The 14,545-nt window shown below is 69.9% G+C and carries 14 protein-coding genes; 1 reads left to right on the top strand and 13 read right to left on the bottom strand.

Translation table 11 applies throughout. The features are described from left to right. Positions 1 to 59 precede the first annotated feature (59 nt). Positions 60 to 1,829 carry a thiosulfohydrolase SoxB gene (gene soxB, locus CKO33_RS12660; RefSeq protein ID WP_200182593.1) on the top strand — a complete coding sequence of 590 codons (1,770 nt, stop codon included), beginning with the start codon at positions 60 to 62 and terminating at the stop codon, positions 1,827 to 1,829. A 9-nt stretch (positions 1,830 to 1,838) separates the two neighbouring features. Here soxB and CKO33_RS12655 read toward each other — a convergent pair whose 3' ends face one another. The 13 genes from CKO33_RS12655 to CKO33_RS12595 form a co-directional block, all read right to left on the bottom strand. Further along, positions 1,839 to 2,810, bottom strand: a complete 972-nt coding sequence (locus CKO33_RS12655; protein WP_200182592.1) for a GGDEF domain-containing protein — start codon at positions 2,808 to 2,810, stop codon at positions 1,839 to 1,841. Continuing rightward, complete coding sequence (locus tag CKO33_RS12650; protein WP_338081788.1) at positions 2,807 to 3,889, bottom strand: cobalamin B12-binding domain-containing protein; 1,083 nt, start codon at positions 3,887 to 3,889, stop codon at positions 2,807 to 2,809. The genes CKO33_RS12655 and CKO33_RS12650 overlap by 4 nt, the downstream gene beginning before the upstream one ends. A 120-nt stretch (positions 3,890 to 4,009) precedes the next feature. Continuing rightward, positions 4,010 to 4,621, bottom strand: coding sequence for a class I SAM-dependent methyltransferase (locus tag CKO33_RS12645; RefSeq protein ID WP_200182590.1), 612 nt, complete (start codon positions 4,619 to 4,621; stop codon positions 4,010 to 4,012). A 58-nt stretch (positions 4,622 to 4,679) separates the two neighbouring features. Next, the gene (siaD, locus tag CKO33_RS12640; protein WP_200182589.1) at positions 4,680 to 5,498 is read right to left on the bottom strand and encodes a biofilm regulation diguanylate cyclase SiaD; all 819 of its coding nucleotides are present in this window, start codon (positions 5,496 to 5,498) and stop codon (positions 4,680 to 4,682) included. Then, on the bottom strand, positions 5,498 to 5,890 hold the full coding sequence (gene siaC / locus CKO33_RS12635; RefSeq protein ID WP_207146551.1) for a biofilm regulation phosphoprotein SiaC: 393 nt from the start codon (positions 5,888 to 5,890) through the stop codon (positions 5,498 to 5,500). The genes siaD and siaC overlap by 1 nt, the downstream gene beginning before the upstream one ends. 25 nt (positions 5,891 to 5,915) lie before the next feature. Further along, a complete protein-coding gene (siaB, locus tag CKO33_RS12630; RefSeq protein ID WP_200182588.1) occupies positions 5,916 to 6,461 on the bottom strand; it encodes a biofilm regulation protein kinase SiaB in 546 nt (181 codons plus the stop codon). A gap of 21 nt (positions 6,462 to 6,482) precedes the next feature. Beyond that, the gene (gene siaA, locus CKO33_RS12625) at positions 6,483 to 8,516 is read right to left on the bottom strand and encodes a biofilm regulation protein phosphatase SiaA (RefSeq protein ID WP_207146550.1); all 2,034 of its coding nucleotides are present in this window, start codon (positions 8,514 to 8,516) and stop codon (positions 6,483 to 6,485) included. Between the two features lie 100 nt (positions 8,517 to 8,616). Further along, a complete protein-coding gene (locus tag CKO33_RS12620; protein ID WP_200182587.1) occupies positions 8,617 to 10,305 on the bottom strand; it encodes an FAD-dependent oxidoreductase in 1,689 nt (562 codons plus the stop codon). Positions 10,306 to 10,336: 31 nt separating this feature from the next. After that, the gene (locus CKO33_RS12615) at positions 10,337 to 11,332 is read right to left on the bottom strand and encodes a thiamine pyrophosphate-dependent enzyme (protein WP_200182586.1); all 996 of its coding nucleotides are present in this window, start codon (positions 11,330 to 11,332) and stop codon (positions 10,337 to 10,339) included. Beyond that, a complete protein-coding gene (gene porA, locus CKO33_RS12610) occupies positions 11,329 to 12,534 on the bottom strand; it encodes a pyruvate ferredoxin oxidoreductase (RefSeq protein ID WP_200182585.1) in 1,206 nt (401 codons plus the stop codon). The genes CKO33_RS12615 and porA overlap by 4 nt, the downstream gene beginning before the upstream one ends. After that, positions 12,518 to 13,087 (bottom strand): 2-oxoacid:acceptor oxidoreductase family protein, encoded by a 570-nt coding sequence (locus CKO33_RS12605; protein ID WP_200182584.1) that lies wholly within the window; start codon positions 13,085 to 13,087, stop codon positions 12,518 to 12,520. The genes porA and CKO33_RS12605 overlap by 17 nt, the downstream gene beginning before the upstream one ends. A 110-nt stretch (positions 13,088 to 13,197) precedes the next feature. Further along, a complete protein-coding gene (locus CKO33_RS12600) occupies positions 13,198 to 13,761 on the bottom strand; it encodes a macro domain-containing protein (protein WP_200182583.1) in 564 nt (187 codons plus the stop codon). Positions 13,762 to 13,893: 132 nt separating this feature from the next. Further along, the coding region (locus CKO33_RS12595) for a putative metalloprotease CJM1_0395 family protein (RefSeq protein ID WP_274600767.1) at positions 13,894 to 14,545 on the bottom strand (652 nt) is incomplete at its 5' end.

Below are 14,545 nucleotides of genomic sequence, written 5' to 3'. Positions count from 1 at the left end.
TCCCCCGCACCGGCCCACTGCCCCACCCCGCCGACATCCACCCCGTGCAGAGGAATGCCATGAATCTGACCCGCCGAGAATTCCTGCAGGTGCTGGCGGCGGCGGGCGCCGCCGGTTTCACCCTTCCGGGGGCCCGCCCGGCCCGGGCCGCGCGCATCCCCACGGACCCCTACGAGGTGCCGCCCGGGGGCAATGTCTCCCTGCTGCACTTCACGGACTGCCACGGACAACTGCTGCCGCTGTACTTCCGGGAGCCCCACGTCAACCTGGGGGTGGGGGAGATGGACGGTCGTCCACCCCATCTGGTGGGCGAACACCTGTTGAAGTACTACGGCATCGACCATCCCAGCCTGCACGCCCATGCCTACACCCATCTGGACTACACCCGTATGGCCGAGACCTATGGCCGCGTGGGGGGCTTCGCCCACCTGGCCACCCTGGTGAAGCGCATGCGCGAGCAACGCCCCGGCGCCCTGCTGCTGGACGGCGGGGATACCTGGGGGGGCGGTTCGGCCACCGGCCTGTGGACCCGGGGCCAGGACATGGTGGACGCCCAGCTGCGCCTGGGGGTGGACGTGATGACGGGCCACTGGGAATACACCTTCGGGGCCGACCGGGTGCGGCAGGTGGTGGAGAACGACTACGCCGGTCGCATCGACTTCGTCGCCCAGAACGTGATGGACAAGGACTGGGGCGATCGCATCTTCCGCCCCTATGTCATCCGCGAGGTGAACGGCGTCCAGGTGGCCGTCATCGGCCAGTCCTTCCCCTACACCCCCATCGCCAATCCACGGCATCTGGTGCCGCAGTGGTCCTTCGGTATCCGCGCCGGAGAGATGCAGGAGACGGTGCGTCAGGCGCGGCGCGAGGGGGCCGAGGTGGTGGTGCTGCTCTCCCATAACGGCATGGACGTGGACATTGAACTGGCGCGGCAGGTGGACGGCATCGACGCCATCCTCGGAGGGCACACCCACGATGCCGTACCCGCCCCCCTGCCGGTGAAGACCCCCTCCGGCGGCACCTGCCTGGTGACCAACGGCGGCTCCAACGGCAAGTTCCTGGGGGTGCTGGACCTGGACTTTCGCGACGGGGCCATCCGCGGCTACCAATACCGCCTGCTGCCGGTGTTCTCCGAGCTCATCGATCCCGACCGGGAGATGGCCGCCTACATCCGGGAGATGCGCCAGCAGCAGGTCACCTTCGAGGGCGAGACCTTCCCCATGGAAGAGCGCCTCGGCGAGGAACTGGCGGTGAGCGAGGACCTGCTCTACCGCCGGGGGAATTTCAACGGCACCTTCGACCAGCTCATCTGCGATGCCCTCATGGAGCAGGTGGACGCCGAGATCGCCTTCTCACCGGGTTTCCGCTGGGGCACCACCGTATTGCCGGGGATGCCCATCACCTTCGAGCACGTCATGGATCACACCGCCCTCACCTATCCGGCCGTCACCCGCAACGAGATGAGCGGGCGCAGGATCCGGCAGATCCTGGAGGACGTGGCCGACAACCTCTTTAACAAGGACCCCTTCTACCAGCAGGGCGGGGACATGGTGCGGGTGGGCGGCCTGCGCTACAGCATCGATCCCACCCGGGAGATGGGCGAGCGCATCACCGACCTGGAACTCAATGGCAAACCCCTGGACCCGGACCGCAACTACGTGGTGGCGGGCTGGGCCAGCGTCCAGGAACATCCGGCGGGGGACACCGGACGGCGCATCTGGGACGTGGTGGCGGACTACCTGCGGGATCACCGCAACGTGGCCATCCGCCATCTCAACCAGCCCCGGCTGCGGGGGGTGGCGGGCAATCCCGGTCTGGGGGAGGCCTGACGATGGGGGTCAGCCGGGGGGCGGGGCCAGGACCACCCGGTCGCGGCCCTGCCCCTTGGCCGCGTAGAGGGCCGCATCGGCCCGGCGCATCAGGTCCCCGTCCGCCTCCCCCGGGGACAGTTCCGCCACCCCCAGGCTGGCCGAGGGGCGATAATCCCCCTCCAGGGGGCGTTGCCGGGCAAGGCCCGCGCGCACCCGCTCGGCCACGGCGAGGGCCGTATCGCCGTCGCTGTCGAAGAGGAAGATACCGAACTCCTCACCCCCCAGGCGTCCGCTCAGATCCGAGGCCCGCACCACCTCTCGCAGCAGCCCCGCCAGGGCCACCAGCACGGCATCCCCCGCCGCATGGCCATAGCGGTCGTTCACTTCCTTGAAGTGATCCAGATCCACCATGACCACGGACAGGCGATGCCCCCGGCTGTGGGCCTGGGCCACCCCGGCCGCGAGGCGTTCCATGAAATATCCGCGGTTGGCCAGTCCGGTGAGGGCATCGGTGCGGGCCAGCTGCTCGTTGAGGGCATTGGCCCGGGCCAGGGCCTGATTGGCCTTGCGCAGGTCCCGCACCAGACGGGACATATCCAGGGCCAGGTTGCCCATACGCCCCACCACTTCGTGGTCGGCCCCCTCCACCACCTCGCCGATGAGCAGGACCCGGGTCTCCAGGGGATAGGCATGAAAGAGGCAGGCCTCCCCCCCTAACAGGGTGTGCACCAGCCGGGCCATGGGCCGGTCCCCGTCCCCGGGGACCGGCAGATCCAGCAGGTCCTCCTCCCCATCCAGGAAACGGTCCAGGGACTGTCCGCGCACATCCGCGAACCCGGCGAAGCGGGAACGGAAGGCCACGTTGGCGTGCACGATACGGCGCGGTCCGGGATCCACCTCCAGCACCAGGAGACGGCCGGAGTCCATGACATAGTCATACAGGGCCCGGGCCCAGTCCTGGCTCACCGCATGCAACGAGGTGATGGATGGCCGGTTCATGCCGCGCGTCCCGGCTCCAGGGTCCGGGCCCAGCGTACCGCGGCGTCACAATCCTCCAGGATCCGGTCCGCACCCACCTTCTCCCCCAGGGCGGGGGCCTCGAGGAAGGCCCGGCCACCGACCACAATCGGCATCCCGGCCGCTTCCGGCAGGTCGCGCACACCGGCGATCGCCCGGCGGGCCTCCTCCACATTGACCACCAGGGTCACCGACAGGGCCAGAAAATGCGGCTGCTGGGCCCGCACCGTGGCCACCAGCCGCTCCGGCGGACAGTCGGCGGACAGCAGGGTCACATCCCACCCCTCCAGTTCCAGGGCGCAGGCCAGCATCCAGGCCCCCATCTCGTGGAACTCGTTGGATACCGGAGAAACCACGGCCCGACCGCGGTTGGCCTCGGGGAAGGATTGGTCGCAGTAGAGGGTGGAGAGGATGCGGTACACCATGGCGGTGATCTGGTGCTCCATATCCACCGTGATGTGCCCCCTCTCCCAGCGGGCCCCCACCTCCACCATGACGGGGTAGAAGAGATCCTGCATGAGCCGGTGATAGCCCATGCCCTGGGTCCTGAACTGGCGGCAGCGGGCCAGGACCGCATCGTGATCCCCCTGCAGCAGGCGCTCCAGGAGAAAGTCATGATCCGCTTCCAGCCCGGGGGGCACCGGCATCTGCTCCGCCTCCCGGTGCAAGGCCTCCTGCAGCGTCTGCCCGTGGCGGGCGAGCATCCAGCGGTACCAGGGCAGGACGGCCCCGGCGTCCTCCGGGGCCAGCACCTCCGGGATCACCCGCATCCAGGCCTCCAGTTCGGCCTGGAAATAGTCCGGATGCACCCCCTGGTGAATATAGGCGGCATAGACCCAGGGGAGCGTGCGCTCCAGCAGGGTGCGATCGCCGCTGTACAAGACCTCCGCCATAAAACCGGCGTGCTGGAAATGATTCACGTCCAGCAGCCAGCGGGGACGCCCACCCAGGAACCGGGGCAATTCCGGATGGAGCGCCATCTGGCGGGTCACGCGGTTGGCCAGGGTGTTGCCGGAACGCCGGTAGGCCCGGGCCGTCCGTTCCGGGACGGGTCCGGGCACGGACACCGTGGTAGTCGGGACAGGGTCGGGAAGCGGCATCGGGGTCCCCCTAGAATAAGCCCCAGGGATTATTACCCAGGGGACGACCCACGGCCAGGGCCTGCGCTGATCCGCACCGGATCACTGATGCAGATCAGGATTCCCATCCCCCTTCCCCAGGGGATGGAGGAAGGCCGCGGTGAAATCGTTTTCCAGATAGCCCTCCACGATCTCCACCCGCACCCCCAGATCCTCCCCCAGGGCCCGGATCTCCCGGGGCAGGAAGTAGTTGAACATGGAATGCCGGGGCCGTCCCTTGAGCAGGTTGAAGACAAACCCCCGGGAGGCGGCCTGCAGGCAGTGGCGGATGAAGCGGTCCGTCTCCTCCCGGGTGAGGTTGTTCATGGCGCCGCTGCAGACGTAGTAATCCGCTGTCGGCAGCGGATCATGGAGCACGTCACAGCGCTCCACATGCGCCCCCGGCCGGGCCTGGCGGATGAGTGGCTCCACCATCTCAAGACCGATGTACCGCGCGGGCAGCTCCCCGTTCTGGGCCAGATAGGCATGGAAATCCGCCAGGCCGCAGCCGGCATCCGCCACCACCAGGGGGGAAAGATCCCCCGGCAGCAGGCGGCGCAGGATGTCGAAACGCAGCCGCTGGGTCCGCGCCGAACGCCACTGCACCCCCTCGGCGGTGGCGCCATGGCTCTCCAGGGAGTGGCGGTAGAAGGCGTCGATGTCGATCCTGGGCATGATCCCCTCGTTGCGCTGCCGCATGCCGACAAGGACCTCACCGGCCGCGGGATGGCGTTCACCCCTGCTCGACCCGGTTGCGTCCCGCGTCCTTGGCCCGAAACAGGGCCTGGTCCGCCCGCTTCAGCAGGATATCGGGATCCTCCTCCCCGGCACGGAGGGTGGTCAGACCGAAACTGGCCGACAGCAACATCCCTGCGGCTTTTCCCTGGGGTACATGGATCCCGTTGATGCAACTGCGGACCCGCTGGATCACCCCCAGGGCCTCCTCAGTCGCCGTCTGGGGCAGGATCAGCAGGAACTCCTCCCCGCCCCAGCGCCCGTAGACGTCGTAGCTGCGCACGCTGTCCTGTACCACGGCGGCGATGCGGCATAGGGCCTGGTCGCCCGTTTCATGACCGAAACGGTCGTTGATCTGCTTGAAATGATCCACATCCATGATGCAGATCCCCAGGGCACTCCCCTGGCGCCGGGCCCGCTGGATCTCATCCCGGATACGCTCCATGAGATAGCGGCGGTTGGCCAGCCCCGTGAGCGGGTCCTTGTTGGCCGCCTCGCGCAGGCTCTCGGTCAACTCCAGCAGTTCCCGCTGGTAGCGGTCCGAGATGCGGGCGAGCTTCTCGGTGCGGCGCAGTTGTTTCTCGCAGCGTTCCGCCAGGGTCAGGCTCTGCTCGTGCTGCAGGAACTGATAGCCATCGGCAATACGCAGCAGCCGTTCCATGCGCTGATCCTGAACGCCGGCGTAGTGGTGCAACTCCGCCAGCAGGGGCAGGAGGGGGTTCTCCCGGTGGACCGGGTCCTCCAGGACGCGCCGCACCCGGTCCAGCAGATCCGGGTCACCGGCGCTCATGGCGGGTTCCTGGTGGGCAGCGGCCATCAGCCTTCCCGGGGCAGGATGTCGAAGGAGAAGGTGTAGTCCTCGCGAAACTCCTCGGCCATCTCCATGACCCGCTCATTGCGGGGATCGAAATACCACCTCACCCGGACCTCCCTGCCCCTGCCGTGGGCCTCCTCCATCAGGTCAAAGATGTCCATCATGGCCTTGACGCTGCTGGTGTTCATGTAGATCAGGGCCAGCTCCAGGCACAGGGGCTCCGCCCCCTCGTCCAGATACCGCTCGATCCAGGAGAAGATCCCGGAGAAGAACTCGAAGGAATTTTCGGGATAGGAGTTGCCTTCCATCTGCAGGCATCCCCGGGACCAGTCGCTGGTCACCACCGGGGTGGACTGGGTGCCTTGAATCTCCAGGTCGTTGATCAGTGAAGCCATGACGATGCTTGATCCGGATTGGGGTTCAGACAACGGCACGCAGGCTGAAGAAGACACGGCCATCTTCGTTCACCTCCGAGACATGGGCCTGCAGGGGCTCCACGGATTTCCTCGCCACATCCGTCAGCCCCAGACCCGCCCCGGTGAGGGCGCCCTCCTCCTTGGGCTGACGCAGCTGGGCCTTGTAGGCCGCCTTGAGGGCCGGCTTGTCCATGGCGGCCAGTTCCTCCACCCGGGCCTTGAGGGTCGCCCCGTCCTCCCGCTCCACGAGATTGCCCGCCAGGACCACGTACCGGCCCTGCCCGTCCCGACCCACCACCACGGTGGCCGCCCCGTCCTGCTCGCTGTAGCCCATGCGGGTGACGTAGTGGCGGATGTTCTGGGTCAGTTCGATGTAGATGCCAAAGACATCCATGGCCGCCCCCGGCTGCACCCGATCCGCCTCCAGGTGATTGCGCAGGGCGTTGCCGATCTCCTCGATGAGGCTGCGGGAGATGGGCCCGTTGAAACAAAGCAGGATATGCTCCCGCGAGAACTGGCTGCGCAGTCCATAGAGATCGATGTCCGGCATGACCGATACCCCGTGCTGTCTTCAGGATCCAGGGCCCAGGGACAGTGCCGCGCCGTCCCGGAGGCGCACCCGGAAGGCCAGGAGCGTGACATCGTCCCGCTGCGGATGTGTCCCCATGTAGTCTGTCAGGGCCCTTTCAAAGGCCTCCGCCTGCACCTGCAGGGGGGCCTTCGCGTGTTCCAGGATCAGGGATCGGAAATGGCTCCGGCCCATGCCATAGCCATGTTCGCCACCGGCCTGATCCACATAACCGTCCGAGACCAGATAGTAGGTCCTGGCCGGGTCCAGTTCCAGATCCCGGTCACGAAAGGATCCCCGGCGCCGGTCCCCCAGGGCGCGCCGGTCCGCATCCAGCCTGCCCAGGTCGTGGCCATCCGAGTGCAACAGGCCGATGCGGGCCCCGGCATGGCGCACGATCCCCCGGTTTCGGTCCACCAGCACCAGGCCCGCATCCATGTAGGTGGCCAACCCGGGATGCGCCGGATCCTCCGGGAACATCTCCCGCAGGACCCCATCGGCGTGGGTGAGGACGGCCGCCGGCGAGTCCATGCCGCAGCGCTGCACGGCCCCGTCCAGGACGGCCCGGGCCAGCATGGTCATCAGGGCCCCGGGGACACCATGTCCGGCACAGTCCACCACCCCCAGAAGGGCCTTTTCATCATGGGCCTGGAACAGGTAAAAGTCACCCCCCACGCCGTCCCTGGGGCGCCAGAGGACAAAATACTCGCCGCCGTGCCAGGCCTTCAGGGCCTGATCGGGCAGGATCGCCCGCTGGATCAGGCAGGCGTATTCGATGGAATCCTGGATCTGGCGCTGGGCCAGGGCCATCTCCCGGTTGGCCTGGCGCAGACGGGCGGTCCGTTCCTGCACCCGGGATTCCAGGTCATCGGTATAGCGCCGGACCTGATCCGCCATGCTCTGGAAGGCCCGGGTAAGGTCGCCGATCTCGTCCTGCCGGTCCCGGGGCAGGTCCAGGTCATACCGGCCCTGGGAGACGGCCAGGGTGGAACGCTGCAGGTGTCGCAGCCGCCGCAGCACCGTGCGGTCCACGGCCAGCCCCAGGGCCATGAAGAGGAACAGGAACAGGACCCCGGTCGCCAGCAGCCCCCAGCGCACCCAGGCCGCCTGGATCAGGGGCACCATCCCCAGATCCACGGCACTGACCACAAACCACTGCAACTCGGGGATATAGGACAGGGCCAGGACATGGGGGCGCCCCTCCAGGTGCGCCGGAACCTGCAGAACCCGGCCCGGATCGCTGCGGGCCCGGGCCATGGCCCCCTCCAGGGCGCCGGCCCCGGCCGGATCATCCAGCAGCTCCGGCAGGGTGTGGATCTCCTCCGCCACGTCCGTGGTGGAACCGAAGCTGATCAGGGTCCGGTCCGGATGGGCCTGGATCGCCCCCGCGGCATCCAGGACCATGGGGGTCACCCCCTCGGGACTGCGATGGATGAAGGCGTCCAGAAAGCCCCCCAGATCGAGCCCCGTGCCCGCCAGACCCAGGCGCCGCTCACCGTCGGTCACCAAGACGTTGATCCAGACCCGGGTGGTGCCCAGCTCGGGATCCGGATTCACGTTGATGTTATAGGGGGCCTCCTGGGCCAGGGTGTGGAAGAACCAGCCATCCTTGGGGGTTTCCGGATCCAGGATGTAGCGCGGCTGCCTGCTGTAGGGGGTTTGCGGATCGTTGTAGTAGTAGGCCCGGCTGTCGGCATGGATGACGAACAGGGTCCGGTCGCGGAAGGCACGGCGATACCCCGCCGCCTCGGCGAAGAAGAGCCGCCGCCTGGCCTCGTCTTGCGGATCCAGGAGCCAGCGCCGGGTCACCTCGGATTCGGCCAGACGGCGCGAGAGGGCCAGGTCGCGGGTGATGGGAGAGAGGATCCGTTCCCGGTGCAGGGCCGTGAAATGTTCCGCGAAGGCGGCGCCGAAGTGCTGGCGGACCGCCTCCAGCAAGGACCCGCCGATCACCCCCACGGGAATCAGCGTCAGGGTAAAGACCAGGAAAAGGATCAGGATGAACTGGGCGCGCAGCCCGGGGACCATACCCCCCATGCGATGTTCCCCTTGCTCTGCGGACCGGGCGGAGAGACGCCTTGGGATGCGCAGGACCGCCTTCGCCGGGGGACAACGGCCACCGGCTCCCTATAGCTTATCAGGACTCCATGCGGATGTATCCCGTGGGGCATTCCCGGGCGCAGATGCCGCAGCCCTTGCAATAGTCGTAGTCGAAGACGTAGTGGCTGCCGTCGGCCGCCCGCTCCCGGGTCTTGAGCACCGCCTGGTCGGGACACAGGGTCCAGCAGTTGTCGCAGGCCAGACACTCGCCGCAGGAGAGGCAGCGGTGGGCCTCGTGGCGCACCCCGTGGAGGTCGAGCCCGCCTTCCACCTCCTCCAGCCCCCGGCGTTCCTGGGGCGGCAGCACCGGCTCCCGGGCCGCCGGAGCCGGCTCGAAGTAGTGCAGATTGAGATCAGAGAAGGGCACGGGCTCGGGGGGCACCGGCGCCTCCAGGGCCTCCCCCGCCAGCACGGCCAGGATACCCAGAGCGGCGCGGCGGCCGTCCCCCACCGCCTCGCTGACGCTGCCGTGATCGCCGCGGGCGTCCCCGCCGGCAAAGAGATGGGTCTGTCCCTGCACCCGTCCCCACCAGGGGTCCACAGGGATCCGCCCCCGCTCCACCAGGGCCTCGAAACCGGCCGGGTCCACCTCCTGACCGATGGCGGGGATGACATGGTCCACGTGCAGCACCGTCTCCGTGCCCTCGAAAGCCACCCGCTGCAGCCGGCCATCGGCATCCGGCAGTTTCTTCATGTGCACCAGTTCCATGCCCACCACCCGCTCGCCCCGGAGGATGAGGCGGCGCACCCCCCGGTGCTCATGGATGGTGACCCCCTCCTCCACCGCCTGCGCCACCTCCCGGGGGTTGGCGCGCATGGCGTCCTCGGCGGGGACACCGGGGGCCGGGATGCGCTGATGGGTGACCAGATGCACCGAGGGCACCCCCTGGCGGCGCAGGACCCGGGACAGGTCCACGGCGGTGTTGCCGCCGCCGACGATGGCCACCGCCCCCGGATGATCCGGCAGGGTGCCCTCGGCCACCCAGGTCTCCAGCAGGTGCAGCCCCGTGTGCAGATCGCCGGGGATGGCGAAATCGGCGTTCCACTCCCGCCCCTTGCGCCGCCCGGGGGCCAGGAACAGGGCGGCGTGTTCCGAGCGCAGCTCCTCCAGGGAGACATCCCGCCCCAGCTGCGTATGGGGGTGAAAATCCAGGCCCGGCAGGGCCAGCAGGCGGGCCGTCTCCACCTCCAGGGTGTCCAGGGGAAGGCGATAGCGGGGGATGGCGGTGCGCACCGTCCCGCCGGCGGCCGCCAGGGCCTCCACCAGGGTCACGCGGCAGCCGCCGCGCAGCAGGTGATAGGCGGCGGCCAGGCCGGCGGGTCCCGCCCCCACCACGGCGACCCGGGGGGCATCGGCGGCCGGGGCGGCGACGGGATACGGCCATTCCCGGCGCAGGGCCTCGTCCCCCAGGAAGCGTTCCACGGCGTGGATGCCGATGGCTTCGTCGTACTGGCCGCGATTGCAGGCCGTCTCGCAGGGATGGGGGCACACCCGGCCGGTGATGGCGGGCAGGGGATTGGCGGACACCAGGGTCTCCCAGGCACCCTGCAGGTCCCCCACCTCCACCCGGGCGAGATAGGCCTGGGCGTCCTCCCCCGCCGGACAGGCGGCATGGCAGGGGGCCGCCCGGTGCCGGTGCACGGGGCGTTGCACCCGCCAGGAGCCGGTCCTGAATTCCAGGGAGGTGCCGGGTTGGGCAAAGGCGCCGGGTGGGATCTGGGTCATGGTCTGTTCATCCGGGTTCGCTGTCTCGGGTTCAGGCCCAACGGTCGCCACCGCGATGCACGGTGTCTGCCCCCTCCGTGTCGTAACGCTCCTTGCCGGTACCCCGCAGCTCGAAACGCTCGATGTTGCGGTCGGCGATGGCCTGCAGGTGCTCCAGCTCCTTCTCGGCGCGGAAATCCCCCGCAAAGAGATGCCGGAAACGCTGCTGCAGCCGCAGGTAATCGGCCACCGGCCGGACCTCGCGGATGGGCAGGGTGCCAATGAGCTCCCCCCGCTCCATCTCCACCAGCGGGAAGAGCCCGGTCTGCACCGCCAGCCGGGCCACCTGCACGGTGAGGTCGCTGTCGTGCCCCCAGCCCAGGGGACAGGGGCTGTGCACCTGCAGGAAAACGGGTCCCCCGGTGTCCATGGCCCGGCGCACCTTCTTGCGCAGATCCGAGGGATAGGCCACCGAGGCGGTGGCGGCGTAGGGGATGCGGTGGGCGGCGATAATGGCGAGGATGTCCTTCTTCATATGCCGCTTGCCCATGCGTGCCGTGCCCGGGGGCGAGGTGTTGGTCATGGCCGCGTGGGGGGTGGACCCGGAGCGCTGCACGCCGGTGTTCATATAGGCCTCGTTGTCGAAGCAGACGAAGAGCACATCGTGGCCCCGCTCCATCATCCCGGACAGGGCCTGGAAGCCGATGTCGAAGGTGCCCCCGTCGCCGGCGAAGGCCAGCACCCGGGTACGGCGGCCCTGCTGTTTCAGGGCGGCCTCCATGCCGGCGGCCACGGCGGCGGCGTTGCCGAATACGGAATGGATCCAGGGCAGGCGCCAGGCGGACTGGGGCCAGGGGGTGGTGAAGACCTCCAGGCAGCCGGTGGCATTGGCCACCATGACATCAGGGCCGGCGGCCTCGGTCACCAGGCGCGCCGCCAGGGCCTCGCCGCAGCCCTGGCAGGCCCGGTGGCCCGCCTCCAGGCCGCGGAAACGGGGCTGATGCCCCCGCAGGGTCTCCAGGTGCGGATGGGCTTCTTCGGCACTCATGGGGCCTCCTCCGGCAGTGGGGCACCGGGACGGTCCGCCTCCGGCAACAGCAGGGGGTCGGCGTCGATGAGGGTGAAGGGCAGGGGCGCCTCCGCCCCCTCCACGGCCTCCAGCAGGCGGCCGTACAGGTCCAGGGGCAGGTCGCGGCCGCCCAGGCCGGCGGCCAGGTTGTGCACCCGGGGCGGGTCGGTCATGTCCATGAGGGCCGCCTTCACCTCCGGGCCCACGATGCCGCCGCTGCCGGGGGACAGGGCCCGGTCCAGCACGATGAGGGTATCCAGGCCCTGACAGGCCCGGCGCAGGGCCTCGGCCGGGAAGGGGCGGAAGCTGCGCAGCTTGAGGAAACGCACGCGACGTCCCCGGGGATCCGCGTCCATGGCATCCTCCAGGGTGCCCAGCACCGAGCCCATGACCAGGATCCCCGTGCGCGCCTGCGGGTCCCCGCGCACCTCCAACAGGCCGCCGCAGCCCCGCCCCGAGACCGCCGCCCAGTCGGCGTCCGCCGCCTCGATCGCCCCCAGGGCCCGTTGCAGGGCGGCGTGATGGCCCAGGCGCGCCTCGGTGAAGTGCTCCGGGGTCACCAGGGTCCCCAGGCTGCGGGGCGCGTCCGGGTCCAGGCCGTGGGCGAAGCGGTAGGCGGGCAGGTAATCATCCACCTGGGCCTGATCCGGCAGCTCCAGGGGTTCCAGGGTATGGGTCAGGGTGAAGCCGTCGACGCAGACCATCACCGGCAGGCTGCAGTGCTCGGCGATGCGGAAGGCCTGTACGGTGGTGTCCACCGCCTCCTGGTTGCTGGCGCAGTAGAGCTGGATCCAGCCCGCGTCGCGCACGGCCATGGCGTCCTGGTGGTCGTTCCAGATGCTCAGGGGGGCGGAGACGGCACGGTTGGCGCAGGTCATCACCAGGGGCACCCGCATGCCTGCGATATCAAAGAGCACCTCGGACATGAGCAGGATCCCCTGGGAGGCGCTGGCGGTATAGGCCCGGGAACCGGCGGCGGCGGCCCCCAGGGCCACGGAGGCGGCGGAGTGCTCGCTCTCCACGCTCACCATCTCGCACTCCAGCTGGCCGTCGGCCACCAGCCGGGCGATGCCCTCGACGATGTGGGTCTGGGGGGTGATGGGATAGGCCGAGACCACCTGCGGCCGGCACAGGGCCACGGTCCGGGCCAGGGCCTGGGACCCCTCAAGCGGCAACGCCATGGACCACCTCCTTCCAGCGTCCGGATTCCACCTGGGCGGCGGCCGTCTCCACCAGGATGCGGTTCTTCTCCAGCACCGGCCCGCTGAAGCGGGCCTCCAGGGCATGGATCAGGGCGGAGAGGGGCATCAACCCGGTGAGCGTGAGAAAGGCCGCCAGCAGGGCCGTGTTGGGGACGGGGCGACCGATGTGTTCCAGGGCCAGGCGGGTGGCGGGCAGGGTGACGATCTCGCCGCCGTCGCGCCCGGCCACACCGGGCTTGGCACCGTCGGCCAGGATGCCGCCCCCGGGGCGCAGCCCCGCCAGGGTACCGGGGACCTCCAGCAGAGACGGGTCCTGGACGACGAGAAAACCTGGATGGCGCACCTGGCAACGCCGCCGGATGGGGGTCTCTCCGATGCGCACGAAGGCGGCCACCGGGGCCCCGCGGCGCTCGGCCCCGAAGGCGGGGAACGCCTGGGCGTGGCGGCCGTCGCCGATGGCCGCCGAGGCCAGCAGGTAGGCGGCCACCACGTTGCCCTGCCCGCCCCGGCCATGGATCCTGATTTCCAGCATCGCTGCGTCCCTCGAGAGGTGTTCCGCTGCGGCCCTTTTCGCGGTACGCGGACCCGGGCCCTGGCTCCGGCCAGTCTCCCCGCGCCCCATCCCTCAGTCCATGGCATGGGTCATGTTTGTGGGGGATCGCTCCCCTCCGTCCCCGACCACTGCCCCAGGGCCGCCGCGAACACGGCCCGGTCGGCCTCCCTGCGCAGCACGAAACGCACCCGCCGCAGCGAGCGCAGGCCCGGCGCCATCTCCAGCACCGTGCTGACAGCAATGTCCGCCGCCTGTTGCAGCGGAAAACCGAAGGCCCCGGTGGACAGGGCGGGGAAACCCAGGGAGGGGATGCCCGCCTCCTCGGCCAGATGCAGGGCGTTGCGGTGACACTCCGCCAGCAAGGCGTCGGCGGGGTGATCCCGGCCGTGGACGGGGCCCAGGCAGTGGATGACATGGGTGTTGGGCAGGCGGAATCCGGCCGTGATCACCGCCTGCCCCGGGCGGATGGGGGCCAGCGGGGCGCAGGCCGCGGCCAGTTCCGGCCCGGCGGCCCGATGCAGGGCCCCGGCCACGCCACCGCCGGGGCGCAACCAGGCGTTGGCGGCATTGACCACGGCCTCCAGGTCCGGCTGTGCGGCGATATCGCCGGTGACGCATTCCACGGTGAGGCCCGCGTACTGGATCGTATCCATGGCACATCTCCCTTTGCACGGTGGGTGATGAGAGCACTCCGACCCTGCCGGCACCCCTGGCATAGACCACCGATGGGACGATGGCCAGCCTGATGCGGGGAGGATCCCCCACACCGGGCCGGGGCGCGCACCTCAGGCCAGGGCGCGGAAGCGGGTGGCGGCCGCGGGGCGATCCACCTGGGCAAAGAGCCGTTCCAGGCGCTCCCTCACGCCCCGCGCCGCGGCCTCCGGTCCGGCGGCCTCCCGTCCCCTGTCACCGTCCTGGGTCCGGCCCCCTTCCCCGTTGCCGGCGTCCCCCCTCTCCATGGCCTGGAGGTCCCGCCGCGCCTCGGCCTCCATGAGGCGGGCCCGGGCCGCCACGCGGTAGTCCTGCCCGGAGGGCTCGGCCGGGGCCAGGGCGGCGCGGGCGATCTGCCGGGCCTTGCGGATGGCCTCCTCGGGATCCGCGGGCCGGGAGGTGTCGATGGAGACCTCGCCGCCCACGGCATAGCGGCGGCCATCGGGGCCCTGCTGGTAGGAATAGGTGGCCCCGCCGTTGACCAGGCCGCCGCCGGCGGCCATGTGGGCCTGCTCGTGGGTGCGCACCTCCCGGTCCCGCTGGCGCAGGGCCTGCAGCATACGCTCCTCGGCCCGGGTGAGGCGTTCAGGACCGGCGGGGGCCCGGGACCGCTCCGCCGGTGCCGGGCCCTGCCCCTCACGTCCTTCACGACGCGCCTCCCCCGTCCCCCCGGCCACACCGGCACCCGCCCCCTGCTGCGGCGGGGGGACGGGGGATACGGGGGGC

Origin of the sequence: Ectothiorhodospira mobilis, assembly GCF_016584115.1 — a bacterium.
In the GTDB taxonomy this organism is placed as follows: domain Bacteria; phylum Pseudomonadota; class Gammaproteobacteria; order Ectothiorhodospirales; family Ectothiorhodospiraceae; genus Ectothiorhodospira; species Ectothiorhodospira mobilis.
Note: the sequence above shows the minus strand (reverse complement) of the source record. Positions and strands in the feature narration are given on the sequence as shown.

Excerpts from the sequence above, each read along its gene's own strand:
- soxB (WP_200182593.1), top strand. The coding sequence starts at position 60 with ATGAATCTGACCCGCCGAGAATTCCTGCAGGTGCTGGCGGCGGCGGGC.
- CKO33_RS12655 (WP_200182592.1), bottom strand. The coding sequence starts at position 2,810 with ATGAACCGGCCATCCATCACCTCGTTGCATGCGGTGAGCCAGGACTGG.
- CKO33_RS12645 (WP_200182590.1), bottom strand. The coding sequence starts at position 4,621 with ATGCCCAGGATCGACATCGACGCCTTCTACCGCCACTCCCTGGAGAGC.
- siaD (WP_200182589.1), bottom strand. The coding sequence starts at position 5,498 with ATGGCCGCTGCCCACCAGGAACCCGCCATGAGCGCCGGTGACCCGGAT.
- siaC (WP_207146551.1), bottom strand. The coding sequence starts at position 5,890 with ATGGCTTCACTGATCAACGACCTGGAGATTCAAGGCACCCAGTCCACC.
- siaB (WP_200182588.1), bottom strand. The coding sequence starts at position 6,461 with ATGCCGGACATCGATCTCTATGGACTGCGCAGCCAGTTCTCGCGGGAG.
- siaA (WP_207146550.1), bottom strand. The coding sequence starts at position 8,516 with ATGGGGGGTATGGTCCCCGGGCTGCGCGCCCAGTTCATCCTGATCCTT.
- CKO33_RS12620 (WP_200182587.1), bottom strand. The coding sequence starts at position 10,305 with ATGACCCAGATCCCACCCGGCGCCTTTGCCCAACCCGGCACCTCCCTG.
- CKO33_RS12615 (WP_200182586.1), bottom strand. The coding sequence starts at position 11,332 with ATGAGTGCCGAAGAAGCCCATCCGCACCTGGAGACCCTGCGGGGGCAT.
- porA (WP_200182585.1), bottom strand. The coding sequence starts at position 12,534 with ATGGCGTTGCCGCTTGAGGGGTCCCAGGCCCTGGCCCGGACCGTGGCC.
- CKO33_RS12605 (WP_200182584.1), bottom strand. The coding sequence starts at position 13,087 with ATGCTGGAAATCAGGATCCATGGCCGGGGCGGGCAGGGCAACGTGGTG.
- CKO33_RS12600 (WP_200182583.1), bottom strand. The coding sequence starts at position 13,761 with ATGGATACGATCCAGTACGCGGGCCTCACCGTGGAATGCGTCACCGGC.